The following is a 16,832-nucleotide window of genomic DNA, read 5'->3' as shown; positions in this document are numbered from 1 at the left end:
CGCAAGCGTCGCCTCAACCGACGCGGCCCGCGCCCACGACATTCGAATCATGGTTGCCCATGGATTCAGAAGCCCGCAACAAAAGCAACTGTAATGCTAATACTGCGAACGGCTCCCTTACTCTCAAGCCGAGAGGGGAGCATGGCCAGGTAGTGGCATTTCAATTGGTGAAGACCGCCGCCTTATGGCTCGTCATGGTGGAGCCGTTCCGCACCAATGACGGAAGGCAAAGGCCCTTCCGTCGAATATCTCATTCTCCCCGATATCTGGGCGGGCGTTTTTCAAAGAAGGCATCCATGCCCTCTTGCTGGTCCGAAGTCGTGAAGGCCACCCGAATTGCCTGTCGTTCGAATTCCACACCCGCATCCAGAGGCGTCTGATACGCGGCGAGCACCGCTGATTTGGCGAGTTCGACGGAGCGCGGCGGCTTCTGCGCAATGAGGCCTGCGATCTCGAGCGCTCGCGCGCTCGCCGTGCCGGTGGGGACGATGTCCGCGATGAGCCCGGCACGCAGCGCGGCCTGAGCAGAAATTGGCTGACCGCCCAGAACCATCAACATTGCCAATGATTTTCCTGCTACGCGGGTCAATCGTTGAGTGCCGCCGTCGCCAGGGATCACGCCAATATTGATTTCCGGCTGCCCAAACTGTGCATTCTCGCCCGCCACCACGATGTCGGCGAGCATGGCCAGTTCGTTCCCGCCGCCGAAACATACACCTTCAACGGCTGCAATGATGGGCTTCACGCAGGTCGTAATATCTCTCCAATCATTCCGCCTGATAGGGTTGTTGATGGCTTCGAACCCGCGCTGCTGCATTTCCTTGATGTCCGCGCCCGCACAAAAGAAGGCGTCGCCTCCTGTGAGCACGATGCAACGTACCTCCTCGTCGGAAACGGCAGCGCGGCAGGCTTGGGCAATATGTGCGATGAGTTCATTGCTCAGAGCGTTTCGTTTCGCATGTCTATTCATGCTCAACAGCCGAACATGTGCGGACGGCGTGGAGGCGATGACGAGGTCTGATGTGGTCAAAGGGTGATCCGCGAAGGTTTGGCTTGGAGTTTATGGCGCTTCTTCGCGCAAGCCGCGAACGAAGGTCACGGCGGCTAGCCGAACGCCCTTCTATTGCGGGCATCGGTAATGGTCTCGACTGAGAATCCGAATGAGGACAACACCTCGTCGGTGGCAGCACCGATCGGTGCTGGGTGGATCCGGATGCCTGGCGGGGTACGCGACAGGCTAATCGGAAGACCGGCCAACGGGACGGTTCCGCGCCCCGGTACATCTACTTGCCACATGATGCCATTGTGCGCAGTTTGGGCCTGACTGACGGCGTCCGCGATCTCATTGACGGCCGTGCAAAGGAGATCCACCTCAGACAGTCGCTGCACCACCGCCTCGGTCGTGAGTGAGGCTATCGCCTCCGCGCAATGTTCCTGAACCCTCGAAAGATTCGCAACCTGACCTTCGCGGGTTGACAGCTCAGGTCGCGTGCTGATGTCGGGTAGACCGAGCGCTTGGCACATCAGCCCAAGCGGATTGTCACGGAACAGCATAACCACCGACACCCAGCCGTCTTTAGTTTTGAAGAAGATCGACTGACTGATCCAGTTCGTCTTCGTTCCGTAAATGCTCTCGCTCGCAATTTCACAGAGTTGCATGGCGAGTGCAACATCGTACAGACAGGTCGAAACGACTTGGCCGAGCCCGGAGGTTTGACGTTCAATAAGGGCCGCGAGAACACCTTGTACAAGCGACATAGCAGCGCCGTAGTCAACGATAGGCGAATTGGTCAAGTGAGGCGGTTGATGCTCTTCAAGCCCGCCGCGAGCAAGCCCGCTGAAAGCCTGCGCCAACATATCCTGGCCGGGCCGGCTCGCCAGAGGCCCGCTTTCACCGAACCCGAACCCAGCGGCATAGACCAACCGAGGATTGCGCGCGCTCAGTTCGGGGAATCCGAGGCCTAGTCGCTCCATCACGCCCGGTCGGAAGTTATGCATGAGCACGTCGGCCTTATCGACCAGCTGAAGCAGGATTTCCTTGGCGACTGGGTTCTTGAGATCCAGGGCGAGTGTACGCTTATTCCGTCCCATGGCTGCATAGTAGGAGCTCATTCCGCCAACCCGAGTCGCCTCGAAATCGAGCCCACGGGTGATGTCGCCCTGGGGTCTTTCGACCTTGATGACGTCCGCGCCGAGATCGCCCAAGACTTGGCCGGCAAGAGGGACCTGCATCACCATTCCCACTTCCAGCACGACAATTCCATTAAGGGCGCCGGCTTTCGGGGTGAGCGTGTTGTCTGCGGGTTCAGCGATCACTTGGCGACCTCTCTAATGAATCTGATTTTGGCTGGCCACAAGCCGGCACACGAAAGCTACAGCACAACCCTAAGCAGGTCAAATCATATGCTAGCTCAATGCGGGATTGATATAGCCCAATATATGTGGAATTGGATTGCGGCGCGGTCGAGCACTGTCCCCGGGAATTCCGGTACCAACGCCGGCGTAGAGCGATGATGAATTCGCCATCGCGCCCGCATGGCATTTTTCGACGAACCTAATTTGGATGGACACCGATGAATTTGAATTACATCGCCGGGGAATGGCTTGCTGCGTCGAACGCAGTGCCGAACGTGAATCCTTCGAACACGTCCGACGTGGTCGGCGAATTTGCGCAAGGTTCGGCAAGCGATGTGGAGCGAGCGATTGACGCGGCATTCGACGCTTTCCGAGCCTGGTCCCGTTCAACCATCCAGACTCGGCACGATTGCCTCAATGCGATCGCCGCCGAGATCCTTTCACGGAAGGAGGAACTTGGGCGGCTTCTCTCCCGCGAAGAGGGTAAGACCCTTCCAGAGGGGATTGGCGAGGTCACGCGTGCAGGACAGATCTTCCAGTTCTTCGCGGGTGAATGTCTGCGTCTCCCAGGCGAGAAGCTGCCGTCCGTTCGCGCTGGGGTGGACGTCGAGATTACCCGAGAACCCGTGGGCGTTGTGGGGCTCATCACGCCCTGGAATTTTCCCGTCGCGATCCCTGCCTGGAAGATTGCTCCTGCTCTCGCGTGCGGGAACACGGTCGTATTCAAGCCAGCAGAGCTGGTGCCAGGATCGGCGCACGCGTTAACGGAGATCATCTCGCGCGCAGGTATTCCGCCAGGTGTGTTCAACCTCGTCATGGGCCGCGGCTCCGTCGTTGGTGAGGCCATGCTGAAGAATATCAAAATTGCCGCGATTTCATTCACCGGCTCGACTTCCACGGGGGAATACATCGCGCAGAGTTGTACGACGGCTCATCCGATGAAAAAGGTTCAGCTTGAGATGGGCGGGAAAAATCCGATGGTCGTTCTGGACGACGCCGACCTCAACGTGGCCATCGAATGTGCAGTGAACAGCGCCTTCTTCTCGACGGGCCAGCGTTGCACTGCCTCCTCCCGCTTTATCGTGACAGATGGCGTCCACGACGATTTCGTTGCAGCAATGGCAGAACGTATGAAATCCCTTGTAGTGGACGACGCCTGCAGAGCCGGAACCCACATTGGCCCGGTGGTCGATCAGCGTCAGCTCGATCAAGATCTCAGCTATATTCGTCTAGGCCAGGATGAAGGCGCCAAGCTCGTGGCTGGCGGCGAACTGCTTAGTCGAGATATGCCGGGCTTCTATTTATTTCCTGCCCTCTTCGCGGAAGTCGACAATCGAATGCGGATCGCACGAGAGGAAATATTCGGACCCGTTGCAACGGTGATCCGTGCTCGTAACTATGAAAATGCCCTGGAGATCGCAAACGATACCCCGTTCGGACTGTCGGCTGGGATTTGCACTTCGAGTCTGAAGTACGCGAGTCACTTCAAACGCAATGCTCAAGCGGGGATGATCATGGTCAACCTGCCAACCGCGGGGGTGGACTACCACGTTCCGTTCGGCGGCCGTAAGGGCTCATCCTACGGACCGCGCGAACAGGGCAGATATGCCGCCGAGTTCTACACGACAGTCAAGACGTCCTATTCCTTCGGCGGCAACATCTGACCAGGTGCCACTTCCGGAAGAGACAGCACAACCAGAATGCGCTTGGCGCATTCTGGTTTCAGATGATGGACATGTCAGCTTCGTTGGTGGGCTCTAACGATCCGGCCAATTGCCGCAAGGCCCACTCGAGATCCTCGATACGATCCGGCACGCCGATCGAGATTCGCAATCCCGAGATCAGCGACGGATCGACAAGCAGAGCGGAAGACGGCGTTGTGATCACTCCGCGTTGCAATGCTCGGGCGGCAACATGCTCGACGGCGCCACTCGGCAAATCCAGCCAGACGTGAAAGCTCGGTGGATGGTTGGGCCTAACATGCGGCCGTAGGATCTGTGAAGCGAGTTTGACGCGGTTCTTCGCTTCTTGTGCCAACGACTGACGCACCTTGGCGGCAAGGCCGTTCTCGATCCACTCGGAGGCGATCATGGAGGAGATGGGAGACGCCATCCAAACGGTCGCCCGCATGGCCTGATGGATACGGGGTATATACTGTTCGGGCACGACGAGCATGCCCAGGCGTAGGCCGGGCGCCAGACATTTCGACAGCGTATTGACGTAGAACGTCCGCTCCGGAGCCAGCGAGGCGAGAGGAATGCTGGCCTGGTCCAAGAAGCCGTAGGCATCGTCCTCGACGATTAGGATGTCGTGCTTGCGTGCAATTCGCACAATCTCCTGGCGGCGAGCGGCTCCCATGATTGTGGCCGTGGAACTCTGGACCGTGGGCATCGTGAACAGCACTCGCGCATTGCCCGAAGCCGCCGCTCTGTCGAACGCTTCCGGAACGAGGCCTTCGCTATCCATTGGAAGCCCGACCAGCTCAAGCTTGGCGAAATGAGCGTACGATTTCATGCCATGGTAAGTGGCGGCCTCGACGAATACCTTGTCGCCCGGCTGACAAATGGCGCTCAGTGTCAACGAGAACCCGTGTTGCGCCCCATTCGTGACGACGAGATTGTCAGGTCCGGTATCGAAGCCGGTATCGCGCAACAGCCTGGCGAACTGGCTACGATGATCCATCACCCCGGACTGAGAGAGGTAGCCGACATAATCGGAGATGTCACTGGGGAACGTCCACCTGCTATCTGCGAGCACTTTCGGCAACCGCGAGGGGCCTGGTATGTTCAAGCTCAGGTCGATCACCCGCCCGCGAGACTGGACGCTCTGGCGCTGTTCTGCAACAAACGTCCCCCGGCCAACGTGGCCAACGAGCAGGCTTCTGCGTTGCCCCTCTGCGTAGGCCTTGATCACCGTGCCGACGCTGAGACCGAGGCGCTCCGCCAAGTCACGCTGAGTCGGGAGTTTCGCCCCGACAGCAAGCGACCCGGACGAAACGTCCTTCTCAATAGCCTCGAGTAAACGGAGAAAAGCGGGTGCCTTGCCGGGGCGCAGTTCGGGATACCATTTTTGCATTTCAACCGCTTATCTTAGAGGACCTTGACCTTCAACTCCCGAGGCCGAGCTCGCAATCATGAATTTGGGCGAGAAGCCGCTGATTTTCAACAGATTTCCGACGTGTCGAAAGACGGCGGAGCGCTCCGGATACAGGAGAGGTCAGTGACCGCCGCCTCGCCGCACCGTCACTCGCTCCATGAAGGACCCAAGCGTCACTTAGGTAGACCTGCCTCGATTGTGAAACCTAAAGTACCTTGACCGAAAGGAGCTCCGTCTTTTCGTCCGCGATAAGTGGGTTGCGCAATGGTCGGCCAAACGCTTTCGATTCCACCTCGAAGACGTCACCGCTGCGCGGCCTGACCCCGGCGGCGAAGCTCAAAACGCTCGCGCCGAAGAAATGCACGTGAACATCACCCGGCCGACGGAAACCGCGATACTTGAAGTGGTGATGTTCAAGGTTGCGGATGGTATGTGACATGTTGTCTTCGCCGGAAATGAATTTGTCAGACCAGATCGTTGAACCGGCCCGCGATACGCGCACGGTACCCGTTACGTCACTCGGGAGCTCGCCGAGCAAGGCTTCGGGACCGTAAGAGCACTCGCGCAATTTTGAATGGGCGAGATAGAGATAGTTCTGCTGCTCCATCACGTGATCCGAGTACTCGTTGCCGAGGCTGAAGCCCACACGCAGGACCTCCCCTTGGTCGCCGATGACGTAGAGGCCCACGACCTCTGCTTCATCGCCGCCATCTTCGGCCCACGCCGGCAAACTAAGCGGATGCTCGGGAGGCACCGCCCACGAACCATCCCCCTTGTATGCCCACTCGGGCTGCACCCCGATGCTTCCATGATCCGGCTTGCCACCTTCAAGACCGAGTTTGAACATGCGCATCGAGTCGGAGAGATCATCTGCTGCTAATTTTGCGTGCATGGCATCTCGAGATTCGGCGCTTCCGAGATGCGTTAGGCCCGTCACGGAAATGGTGCAGCGGGACGGCTCCGCATGATCGAGCGGCAGAAGCAACCTCTTCTCGGCAACAATTTCGTCGTAATCGACCTCTCCCTCACCCCCCCGTGCCGAAATAAGTTGTTCCAAGGACGCATCCGAGCGCGCGGCTTCCAGCGCAAGCTCGCGGACGCTCGTCGCATCTTTTACGACCACCGGCTGGGCACCATCATTGAGAATGGCGCCCACCTGCCGACGGCCTTCCGGCGTCACAAATTGAACTAGTCGCATCTCGCGTTCCTTACACCTCAGAGGGCTGCAGGCGACCGCTGAGCATCAGCAGCGCCTCAAACAAATAATAGCTACCGAAGATAAGCTCGGCATTTTTGACGTAGTCCTCGGGCCGAGAATCTTCCCGTTTGTTGAAGCAGCCCTCGACCAACATGCCGACGGGTCTGTTGTCATCGTCTCCCAACGGGGTGAGATAGCCATCGACGAGAGCGGCGGCCGTCTTTTCCGCAGCATCTTTGTATTTTTGACGCTTGCCTTCACAGGGCGCGACCGAACTCAGCTTGAACAGAGTAGACGCCATGAAGGCGCTCGCGGCTGTGTCTCGTTCAGTATTCGGGGCCGCAGGATCGTTGAAGTCCCAGTAAGAAATGCCATCGGCTGGCACGTGATCAATCCACCAATCCGCACCCTTGACTGCGGCAGCAAGGAAGCGCTCGTCGATGCCTCCCGAGAGGCAACTGATGGTCGCACCCAGCACGCCCCATGCCTGCGCCCTCGCCCAAACGCTGCTTTCGCTGTATCCCTTGTGCGTATAGCGTTGAAGCACTTCGCCACTCTGCACGTCTAGGGATGAGGATTGAACGAAGGCACCATCTTCTCGTTGATGGATTGAGAGAACCCGGGCTGTATGTTTGGCGGCGACGTCCAGCATTTGGCTGTCGTTCGACTCCCTTGCAGCCCAAAAGAGCAGCAGAGATACGACCAGGCTATCGATGCTGCTTGCGGTCGCTCCAACATGTGATCCTTCTTCGGCATTCGCTCCGAGCGGCACCAAACCCAGCTTGGGGTCGAATCGATGTTTGATGTCTCTTGCCGCCGCGAGACCCAACTCTCGCGCTGACTTGCTTCCTCCGAGCAGCGCCCCCAGGCCCGCACCGTAGTAGAACGTCGCAGCCTTGAAGGCTGTGTCGGCATTTACGCGGGATACGAGACGCTTACAGACTTCGTCAGCCAAATGCTTGCAGCGCTCGCCTTCCTCGTCTCGCGACGCAAGCCACAACATTCCGAGCCAGTAGCCGCCGGTCCAATCACCATGAGCTGTCGTTTTCCAGATTCCGGTATTTGGATCAGCCCAATGCGGGAAACCATCGCCCACCTGCTGCGCTGTCGAACGAATGCGATCTTTGATGCGCTCGATCGCTTCATCCCAGTTCCTAGTCATCTCACGTCCTTGTTGCCGTTATCGGGCGCCTCTGTGGCCACTCCATACACATGGCAAGGTTTGCATGATTATTGAGATATATCAATTGCGGATTGGTTCAGCTCTCTTGGTTGACATCGGGGCATTGCCCCCTTATCGTCGCCCGACTAGCCCGCACTGGCTTGCCAAATTGCTCGTCGGGTCACGATTGGTGCGACGGTCTCGATCGCTGTCCTAAACAGCGCTCACATGGCCACTCGCGACTGGCTATCGGTCCGAGTCGCAACGGGCATCGGCCTCGAATACTGCGAACGTTCCCCTGCGGGAGCCGCGCGAATTCGTCCTCACAAGGCTAACGCAACGCCCAACAAGTTTCGGCTACGATCTGGCCGGACGCTTCGCGGTCGGAATGTACGAAGATCGGGCGGCGCCACCCGCAAGAGCTCTGACAGTTGGTACAACCCTCTGTCGTGCCTAAGAGGAGGCCGGACATGCCGAAGATCACCCTTCCGAGACTGACGCGCGTCGAGGCTGGGCAGATATCAACGAGCATTGGAACGAAGACCTGCAGGTGCGTCGAGCCTGCGAGCGCCTCGGCCGACGTGAGAGACCAGCTTCAGTAGATCCTTCGAGACGAACATTCCGCAGGTCATAGCCAAGATGAACAAGTTCTACCTTAAGCACCAAGAAAGTCTGCGTGCTTCTCCCGCCGCCCTTGTGTCCGGGATCGAGGACTTCGACTAGGAGGAGATCACCGCGCCGTACAGACTTATCGGGTGTCGCACGCAGAATGCCGACCTGCTTTTACCTGCAATCTGATTAGTATGTCCGCGGAAGGACCGGATGGAGCCACACTCCTGCGAGTGCTTCGAAGATGGTCCCCCGCAGTTCAAAAAAGCACGCCTGCTCGGAAAGCTTCTGACGGAATGGGTGGCATCGCATGCCCTCACTGGCCCGGAACCTGAAAAAGAGGCCGCTGCTGGACTTCTCCAACAGCGGCTTAAGTCGAGGGAGGAAGCAGACAAGCCCGGTCTGCCAGCGGATCCGGCGTGCGCTCACATGTAGACCGGGTTCAAATCACGTGTAAGATCGGCGAATGATACGATGAGTAAAATCGGGTATAATGCGTTGAAAGTGACAGGCGTCGGGAAACTTGCCAGTCTTCTGCCCGTCGGCCGTAAAGGTGCGTCGTTGGAAATCTACGCACCATCTTTGCGCAGCCTTCCGAAGGGCTCCATACTCGTGATGGCTACCTTGCCCATTATCGATTGGAATGACTGTCTGCTGCGCGGCTTGCAAAACCTTTCCGAGATAACGCGCGCCCACACGTACGCGGCCATCATGATGATCGATCCGTTCGCGTGTTGGGAGGACGTTGCCGAAGCGTTGAAAAAAGCTGGGGTCAGCGGAGTAGTAAATTTCCCACCAGCGTCCATGATTGAGCGATCTGCGGCTGGCGAACCGGTCGATTCCGGCCAGGAGCTCGAATTTCGGCGCATGGAATGGTTTGCTAGCCTGGGGTTTAAGATCTTGTTCGCCGCTGCCGATGATGCTGCGATGATATCGGCAGAGAGACGACTTGGTCCGCATCTCCATGGCATTGTCTACTTGCCGGAAACGGCTCTCGCGCTGAGGATTTGCGACGAGATGGAATTGGCCAGGCTTGACCAACAGGGGTCGTCGATCCCGAAGTTCGCGCTCTTGGACGTGACAGCTTCAAGGCGGCCGGTGGGCAAAAACAAGAGGGCAACTGCTACTCCAAGATCCTCAGCCCCTTGATCTTGTTGTACAGGGTTTTTCTTGAAAGCCCCAGATACCGGGCAGTCTTCCCTCGATGCAGCTTGTTTCGTTTCAAGCCCTCGATGATCCACTCGCGTTCGGAGAACGCGCTTGTCGGCTTCAGAGGTGATGACGCCGTCAAGAGTGGCCTCAGGACATCAGCCGTAATGTGCGTTTGTTGCAACGTCACCAGCTGATTCACGATCTGGCGTAATTCTCTCAAATTGCCCGGCCAGTTGTGGCCTGCGAGCGCCAAGAACGCAGAATTTTCTATACCGAGCGTCTGGGCATTCGAATCTCCTTTAGCCTCCACCGTGAAATGCTGAACAAGTTGCGGAAGGTCCTCGAGACGATCGGGCAGCGGGGGTAACCCAATATCCAGCCCGGCAAATAGCGCAACAAGCCGAGGGCATAGTACAGCGTTAAGAGCCCCCCCGCGAGCAACGGTTGCAGTTGCAATGATCCGTGCAGAGGAACGTGCCAGTGCTACGCTATTCAGCGGCGTGAAACTGCCGGTTTCCAGATAGTCCGCAAGACGCTCTTGCCCGTCCCGGGACAATTGATCGACATGCATGAGCAGGATCGTAGAATCCGTTGCGGTTTCCAGGAGCGACACTTGGCGTCGCCTGGTCTCAGTCTGCCCGGCGCCGAACAGGACGCCGACCGTATCGATGGCTGGGCCGGGCCGACATTGAAACAGCGCAGGCTTGATCAGTTTCTTGTCGCTGAAGGCGTGGACCAGACTGGCTATTCGTCGCTTTCCTGACCCCGCCTCGCCCCACACCAGCACAGGACTGGGATGGCCTGCCAAGCGCCTTGCGGTCTCGAGCACGCGCTTCATGATTGAGGATTGCGCGATCACACCGTGCCTGAATCCGCTCAGTTGGAGCTGACGCTCGAGAAGATCGACCTTCTCCCGCAACAAGTGAATGGTCTTGAAGCCTGAAGTCACCTCAAGGACCGACATTTCCAACGGGACGCGGTCGAGCGACGAGCCGCCGATGAAGCCCTGAACACCTGTTTCGCGGCAGATATCGAGGAGTTCGTCAGGCTTCGTAATTGGCCCGCCCCCCATCAGGCAGATCGTGTTCCTGTCGATGGAATGAGCGACGCGAGCAACAGCGCTTGTGCGCGCGGCGAGCTCGGACAGGCTGATCGTGGGGTCGCATCCGCTTTCGATCGGCCGGTTGAGATTGAAATTGATGCAGATGGCCTCGACGCCGGCTTCGACCATGCGCCTTGCCTCGGGCTGGGTGCGCGTATAGCCGATTGCCATCAGGCCGTGTTGTGCAGCTTTGACCAGGAGTTCGATTTCCCGCTCGTAGCCAAGGCCGGACTTTTCCAGCAGAGATCTTCTGTAGTCATCGATGTGGATCACGGAAGGAAAGTTGGTGACTCCGGAAAAGCCCCAGCTGATGATGCGCTCGAGAAAGCGGTCGATGTCGAGCTTTGGATCGAAGGTACAGGCCCCGAAAAAGACTGGCAATTTCGTTGAAGGCAGGATCTCGGTCCGACCGAAGCCAGCCACGAATTCGTTGCTGTTGCGGATCGGAAGAATTGAGGCAGGTGAAGAGCCACCCATTGCGCGAAACCGGCCAGCATTGAGCGCAAGCACGAAATCCGCGCCCGCCCGCTCGGCAGCTCTGGCCGCCATGCCTGATCCGATCCCCGCCCCGAGTACAAAAGAACGAGAGTTCCGGAAGAACCGCCTGATCCCGCCGCCCTTGACCTGGTCCACCCGCGTGTGCATGCCGTCCCGCCTCCTGCAGGGCAGGTCGGAAGGCTAGCTCCAATTTGCCGGCGCATGCAACCGTCGCAGCGCATTTCCGTTCATCATGAAGAGGTGGCAGTCCGCCGGCGAAGCCGCAAGACGAACCTTGCCCGACCTACTGGGCGCCGCCGCGTTCGGTGCCTTGGCAACCATCGATTCTCTGCCAGCATTGCCGTAGATGTAGGTGACGCTGCCAAGATGCTCGACGAAATCGACGTCGATCTCGATCCCAATATCGGTCTTCTCCGCCGCGGATGGAGAGAAATCATCGGGGCGAATTCCGACCGTGATCGGCTTGCCGACAAGCGACTGGTTCGGCTGGACGGGAACGAGGATTGTCGCGCCTGCATCGAGCTTGACGCCCATGCCCGTCGCGTGCGCTGATTCGATGTGGCCGCTGAGAAAATTCATCTTAGGCGAGCCGATGAACCCGGCGACAAAGCGAGATGCCGGATTGTGATAGAGGTCGTGCGGACTGCCCACTTGCTCGATGTTGCCGTCCTTGAGTACGACGATCTTGTCGGCCATTGTCATTGCCTCGACCTGATCGTGGGTCACGTAGATCATGGTGTTGCCAAGCTGCTTGTGTAACTTGGCAATCTGCACCCGCATCTGCACCCGCAACTCAGTATCGAGATTCGACAGCGGCTCGTCGAACAGGAACACTTTGGGTTCGCGTACAATGGCACGCCCAATAGCGACGCGCTGCCTTTGTCCGCCTGAAAGTTGCCGAGGCTTGCGTTCCAGCAGATGATCGATCTGCAAGAGCGATGCAGTCTCGGCGACCCTGGCCTCAATCCCGGCCTTCGTAACGTTGGCCATACGCAGGGGGAAGGCAAGGTTCTCGCGCACGGTCATGTGCGGATAGAGTGCGTAGCTCTGAAACACCATGCCGATGTTTCGGTCGGCGGCATCAACGTCATTGACGACTTCGTTGTCGATCAAGAGCCGCCCGCCGCTGATACGCTCGAGCCCTCCGATCATTCGGAGCAGCGTCGACTTGCCTGAACCCGATGGTCCAACGAACACGACGAATTCGCCATGTTCAATGATCAGGTCGACATTCCGCAGGATCTGGATCGTCCCATAGGCCTTATTGATACCTTCCAGGCGAACATCGGCCATCACGCTCTCCTCGGTCGCTGGCTTCCAATGTTGGTTCGGGCTATCCCAACCTCAGACAGGCTGGACACGATGAAATCGGGCGATTCCAGTGAGGGATCATCTCGGGGCGGCACGCCGGTCGTGACCAGCACGGTCGGAAGCCCTGCTCTCTTGCCAGCCTGAATATCAGTCTGAATCTGGTCTCCGATCATCAAGGTGGCGCTGCGTACCGTGCCCAGGCGGGAAAGTGCAGTCTCGATCATATGCGGCTCCGGCTTGCCAACAATCAAAGGCTCCACTTTCGTGGCGGCAGCCACGGCGGCGATCGTAGCTCCTGCCCCGGGCTCGAATCCACCTGCCGTCGGCAACAGGAGGTCGGGGTTGGTGCCAATAAAGGCTGCTCCATTTAGGATCGCGTCGACCGCAATCCGCAGCTTCTCATGCGTAATTTGTCGATCGAGCCCCATGACCACGGCGTCGGGCTTTCGATCGGTCACCTCGAGCCCAGCGTCTGTCATGGCTTTCGTGAGGGATGGCGCGCCGATGACGAATATACGCCCAAACTTCGGGTATGTAGCGCGGATGAGCTCGGCGGCGGTGATGGCGCTGGTGACCACGTCCTTCGGCGCAATAACAAGCCCAAGGCCTGCCAGTTTGCTGACGACATCTGCTGGCGTGTGTGTCGAGTTGTTCGTTACGAAGCAGATGGGCAATCCGGCTTCCTGCCACCGTCCAAATGCCTCGACGGAATCGACGATAGCCGCGTTGCCGCGGTAGACGACGCCGTCGAGATCCGAAATGATGCCGTCCACTGGCGGCCAAATGGGGGGAGAAGCGACACTAGCCATTCATCAGCATCCCGCCATTCACGTGTACGATCTGCCCGGTCATGTAGGAAGCTGCAGGACTTGCAAGAAAAACAGCAAGGCCTGCGATATCCTCCGGCACGCCGACCCGTCCGAGCGGGATACGGCCCCCGTGACGTGCCTCGGTTTCCTCGCGCGGGCGCCCATGCATCGGTGTATCGATGATCCCGGGCGCAATGGCATTCACATTGATCTTGTGTGGGGCACATTCATAGGCGAGCAGCTTGGTGAGGTCGTGAACAATTGCTTTCGACAAACAATAGTCGGCGCCGCCCGCCTGGTAGTTAAAGACTGCACCTTGGGACGATAGCGAGGATCCGATATTGACGATCCGGCCCCCTTTGTCCTTCATGAAGCGCTCGATCGCGAGCTTTGAGCAGCGCAGGACCGCGACCGAGTTGATCTGGATGGTCCGCTCGATTTTGTCCGCATCGCCATTCAGGAGCGGTTGGGCAGATTTGACGCCCGCATTGTTGACCAGCACATCGAGCCGGCCAAAGTGCTTGGCGACCGCGTCCAGAACCCTGTTAACATCGTCCTCACTTGCGACATCCATCGCCATCGGTAATACGCCGTTGCCATGGGGCAGGCTTGCCAGAGTGCTCCTGAGAGTTTCCAGGTTGGCATCGGTGGCAAGGACATTCGCTCCACCAGATCGAAACGCATTCACGATGGCAGACCCGATGCCGCCCCCGGCACCGGTCACGAGCACCGTTCTGTTTGAAACTGAGAACTGTTCGGTCATTCCAACTCCAGGATCGTTTGGGATTTCAGAAACTCGTCAACGGCCTCGGCGCTCGGCATGGAGCTTTGCGCGCCGCGTCTAGTCACACAGAGCGCGGCTACCGCCAGCGCTTTCCTGACCGCTTCTCTCAAGGGCAGCCGTTCGGCCAGTGATGCGGCGAATGCTCCGTTGAAGGCATCGCCTGCGGCGGTAGTATCGACCGCTCTCACGGGAAAGGCTCGCAGGGCAAAAGAGCGGGTCTTATCAGCATAATAGGCGCCCTGTGCCCCGAGGGTGATCAGCGCGGCACCTGGCCCGAGATCAAGAAGCTTGGACGCAGCGTGGGCGGCACCTTCAAAGTCGTCGACCTCGATACCTGTCAGCTCAAAAGCCTCTGTCTGGTTCGGTGTGACGAAATCGACACTGCTCCACGCTGTCGACGGAAGCCCGGACCTCACTGGCGCCGGATTGAAGATCAGCTCGAAGCCCTTGTCCCGCTTCAGCTCGAAGAGCCTGTTGAGCGCTCCGATCGGCATACCCATTTCGGCGACCACGATCGCATTGTGCTGAATGAATTCCGCGGCGTTCTCAATCATCTGTGGCGTGACGTTTAGGTTGGCGCCGGGGTCTATGACAATCATGTTAGTACCGTCGTCACCGACCATGACCAGAGCCGAGCCGGAGACTTCACCCGGCGCGATTTTGATCGCGTCGGCGCAAACGCCGGCCTCTGTCAGGGACTGCAGGAGCCAACGACCAGCATCATCATCGCCAAGGCGCGTGTAGAAGTGCGGTCTCAAGCCAAGCCGAGCCGCGGCGACAGCCTGATTGGCGCCTTTCCCTCCCGGGTGACGGGTCAGCGTTCCCATCAGGCTTTCACCTGGCGTTGGCAGCCGCTCGACATTGAAGCAGAGATCGAGGTTTGTCGTTCCGAAGAACATCAACGGCCTGGCACTCATTTTACAGCACCAAAGGTAAGGCCACGCTCCAGGTGGCGCTGGCCGATGACGATCAGGATCACGGGAATGATCATCGTCACGACCAATCCTGCCGCCATAACGGGATAGAATTGCACGCCCGGGTTTAGCAGCTTGAGCAGAGCGACGGTTACCGGCGCCTTGGTCGAAGAGAGGATCAGGCCGAGGGCAAAATTGTGCCACGCGAGCAGGAAGATGAGCAGAGAGGCCCCAATCAGACCGGGTTTCAAAAGCGGCAGCACGATATGCAACACGACCCTGACCGGCTTGGCACCATCCATGGCCGCCGCCTCTTCGATGTCCTTTGGGATATCTTCGATATAGGAGCGGCTCAGCCAAACGATCATCGGCAGTGTGACGACCTGGTAGACCCAGATCATGCCGATATAGGTGTCATACAGGCCAATCGTCTGGAAAACGCTGAACAGGGGGATGACGACCAGTAGGACCGGGGCAAAGCGGAAGCCCAGAATGAAGAAGGCAATGTCTTCTTTGAGGGGTATGTCCCGCCTTGCCAGCACGTAGCCGGCAGGGACCCCCACGAGCACGGACACGATGACAGAGCCAAGCGCTATGACGACGCTGTTCGTGATCGGGGTCAGGAAATCGATCTTGATAGTGCCGTAGCTGGTTGCTCCGGCTTGGGCGACGTCAAACAAGACGCGAAAGTTTTCCAATGTCGGCGAGAACAAGAAGGTCGGCGGCCAGGTCATGCCCTCTGCCTGCTGCTTGAGCGACATCATCACGATCCAGACAAGCGGGAAGGCCAGGATCAATGCGCAAAGGCCGACGAGCAGGTTGAGGATCAAATTGACGGAGGTGGCGCGTTTCAGTCGCATACGTTGGCCCTCAGCTGACGCGCTGCCGCACGACGCGCCACAGCTTGACCATGGCGAACGTTCCCACCAGCACGATCATCCAGTTGACGACCATGAGGGCTGCACCACGCCCGAAGGCGAGATTCTGGAATGCGATAATGTAGGCGCGCACGGAAAGAACGGAGGTGCTATCTCCAGGCCCGCCTTGCGTAGTGCCAAAAATGATGTCGAACTGATTGAGCGATTCGATCAGCCGAAACACCGCGGCGATCAGAATGTAGGGAGCGATCAGCGGCAACTCGATATGCACAAAGGTTGCCCACCCCTTTGCGCCATTGACACGCGCGGCCTCCCTCAGTTCTTCATTGATACCCTGAAGGCCTGCGAAAATGATCAGCGCAAAGAATGGCGTGTAGGTCCAGACGTCAATCAGGACGAGCGAGAACATTGCGGTGTTGGGATCTGAAATCCATGCAAAGCGGGCGATTCCTGCAAGCGAGAGCAGATAGTTGAGGATTCCGCTTTGCGGGTCCATCATCGTCGTCCACATGAGCGCTACGCTCATCGGAGGCAGCACGAGGGGCAAGAGGATGACCGGCCGCATCAGCCGTGCAACGATGACTTCGGTCGCGAACAATTTTGCAAGTGCAAGACCGAAGGCAGCCTCCGCAACCACCGCCGATCCGGCGTAGACAAGAGTGGCGCGAATGCTGTTCCAGAAATCATCCGACTTGATCAGCGCTGCATAGTTGTTGAGGCCGACGAAGTGGACCAGCGGTCGACCGAACTTGAGATCCGTCAGTGACTGAAAGACGCCATAGAAGAACAGAAAAAGAAAGCCGAGCAATATGGTGATCGCTGGCGCTATGGCTGCGATGCTCCACCAGTCAAGATGCGACTGCTCGGCGCGCGCGACCGCCTTATCGTTTGACGCAACAAGTGGGCTGGCTGAAGACTGCAGCGTCACGAGCCCGTCGGATCCTCGAAGGTCCATCTCGGTCTA

At 58.4% G+C, this 16,832-nt stretch carries 14 protein-coding genes; 2 read left to right on the top strand and 12 right to left on the bottom strand.

What is annotated here, in order from left to right:
• Positions 1–250: 250 nt before the first annotated feature.
• The gene (locus IVB50_RS38240; protein ID WP_247300055.1) at positions 251–1,030 is read right to left on the bottom strand and encodes an enoyl-CoA hydratase-related protein; all 780 of its coding nucleotides are present in this window, start codon (positions 1,028–1,030) and stop codon (positions 251–253) included.
• A gap of 74 nt (positions 1,031–1,104) precedes the next feature.
• A complete protein-coding gene (locus IVB50_RS38235) occupies positions 1,105–2,316 on the bottom strand; it encodes a CoA transferase (RefSeq protein WP_247300053.1) in 1,212 nt (403 codons plus the stop codon).
• A 257-nt stretch (positions 2,317–2,573) separates the two neighbouring features.
• Between IVB50_RS38235 and IVB50_RS38230 the strand changes: the two genes are divergently transcribed.
• The gene (locus IVB50_RS38230) at positions 2,574–4,019 is read left to right on the top strand and encodes an aldehyde dehydrogenase family protein (RefSeq protein ID WP_247300050.1); all 1,446 of its coding nucleotides are present in this window, start codon (positions 2,574–2,576) and stop codon (positions 4,017–4,019) included.
• Between the two features lie 58 nt (positions 4,020–4,077).
• On the opposite strand, the gene IVB50_RS38225 is transcribed toward IVB50_RS38230, so the two are convergent.
• From IVB50_RS38225 to IVB50_RS38215, 3 genes are all read right to left on the bottom strand, one after another.
• Positions 4,078–5,430 (bottom strand): PLP-dependent aminotransferase family protein, encoded by a 1,353-nt coding sequence (locus tag IVB50_RS38225; protein WP_247300047.1) that lies wholly within the window; start codon positions 5,428–5,430, stop codon positions 4,078–4,080.
• Positions 5,431–5,656: 226 nt separating this feature from the next.
• Positions 5,657–6,649, bottom strand: coding sequence for an AraD1 family protein (gene araD1 / locus IVB50_RS38220; RefSeq protein WP_247285577.1), 993 nt, complete (start codon positions 6,647–6,649; stop codon positions 5,657–5,659).
• Positions 6,650–6,659: 10 nt separating this feature from the next.
• Positions 6,660–7,811, bottom strand: a complete 1,152-nt coding sequence (locus tag IVB50_RS38215; RefSeq protein ID WP_247300044.1) for a glycoside hydrolase family 88 protein — start codon at positions 7,809–7,811, stop codon at positions 6,660–6,662.
• 1,083 nt (positions 7,812–8,894) lie between these two features.
• Between IVB50_RS38215 and IVB50_RS38210 the strand changes: the two genes are divergently transcribed.
• On the top strand, positions 8,895–9,569 hold the full coding sequence (locus tag IVB50_RS38210) for a hypothetical protein (protein WP_247300042.1): 675 nt from the start codon (positions 8,895–8,897) through the stop codon (positions 9,567–9,569).
• Here IVB50_RS38210 and IVB50_RS38205 read toward each other — a convergent pair.
• From IVB50_RS38205 to IVB50_RS38175, 7 genes are read right to left on the bottom strand one after another with little or no spacing between them, the layout of a single operon-like run.
• Positions 9,544–11,319 carry a phosphoenolpyruvate hydrolase family protein gene (locus IVB50_RS38205; RefSeq protein WP_247300041.1) on the bottom strand — a complete coding sequence of 592 codons (1,776 nt, stop codon included), beginning with the start codon at positions 11,317–11,319 and terminating at the stop codon, positions 9,544–9,546. The genes IVB50_RS38210 and IVB50_RS38205 overlap by 26 nt on opposite strands.
• A gap of 33 nt (positions 11,320–11,352) precedes the next feature.
• A complete protein-coding gene (ugpC, locus tag IVB50_RS38200; protein WP_247300039.1) occupies positions 11,353–12,465 on the bottom strand; it encodes a sn-glycerol-3-phosphate ABC transporter ATP-binding protein UgpC in 1,113 nt (370 codons plus the stop codon).
• Complete coding sequence (locus IVB50_RS38195) at positions 12,465–13,256, bottom strand: HAD-IIA family hydrolase (protein ID WP_247300037.1); 792 nt, start codon at positions 13,254–13,256, stop codon at positions 12,465–12,467. Before IVB50_RS38195 ends, ugpC begins: the two co-directional genes overlap by 1 nt.
• Positions 13,257–13,284: 28 nt before the next feature.
• Positions 13,285–14,055 (bottom strand): SDR family oxidoreductase, encoded by a 771-nt coding sequence (locus IVB50_RS38190; protein ID WP_026233437.1) that lies wholly within the window; start codon positions 14,053–14,055, stop codon positions 13,285–13,287.
• Positions 14,052–14,993 carry a ribokinase gene (locus tag IVB50_RS38185; protein WP_247300035.1) on the bottom strand — a complete coding sequence of 314 codons (942 nt, stop codon included), beginning with the start codon at positions 14,991–14,993 and terminating at the stop codon, positions 14,052–14,054. Before IVB50_RS38185 ends, IVB50_RS38190 begins: the two co-directional genes overlap by 4 nt.
• On the bottom strand, positions 14,990–15,850 hold the full coding sequence (locus IVB50_RS38180) for a carbohydrate ABC transporter permease (protein WP_247300033.1): 861 nt from the start codon (positions 15,848–15,850) through the stop codon (positions 14,990–14,992). Before IVB50_RS38180 ends, IVB50_RS38185 begins: the two co-directional genes overlap by 4 nt.
• A gap of 10 nt (positions 15,851–15,860) precedes the next feature.
• Positions 15,861–16,796, bottom strand: a complete 936-nt coding sequence (locus IVB50_RS38175; RefSeq protein WP_247300023.1) for a sugar ABC transporter permease — start codon at positions 16,794–16,796, stop codon at positions 15,861–15,863.
• Between the last annotated feature and the right edge of the window lie 36 nt (positions 16,797–16,832).

This window comes from Bradyrhizobium sp. 87 (assembly GCF_023073015.1).
GTDB classification, from domain to species: domain Bacteria; phylum Pseudomonadota; class Alphaproteobacteria; order Rhizobiales; family Xanthobacteraceae; genus Bradyrhizobium; species Bradyrhizobium canariense_D.
The sequence above is the reverse complement of the archived record's forward strand: the minus strand, read 5'-3'. Positions and strand labels throughout refer to the sequence as shown.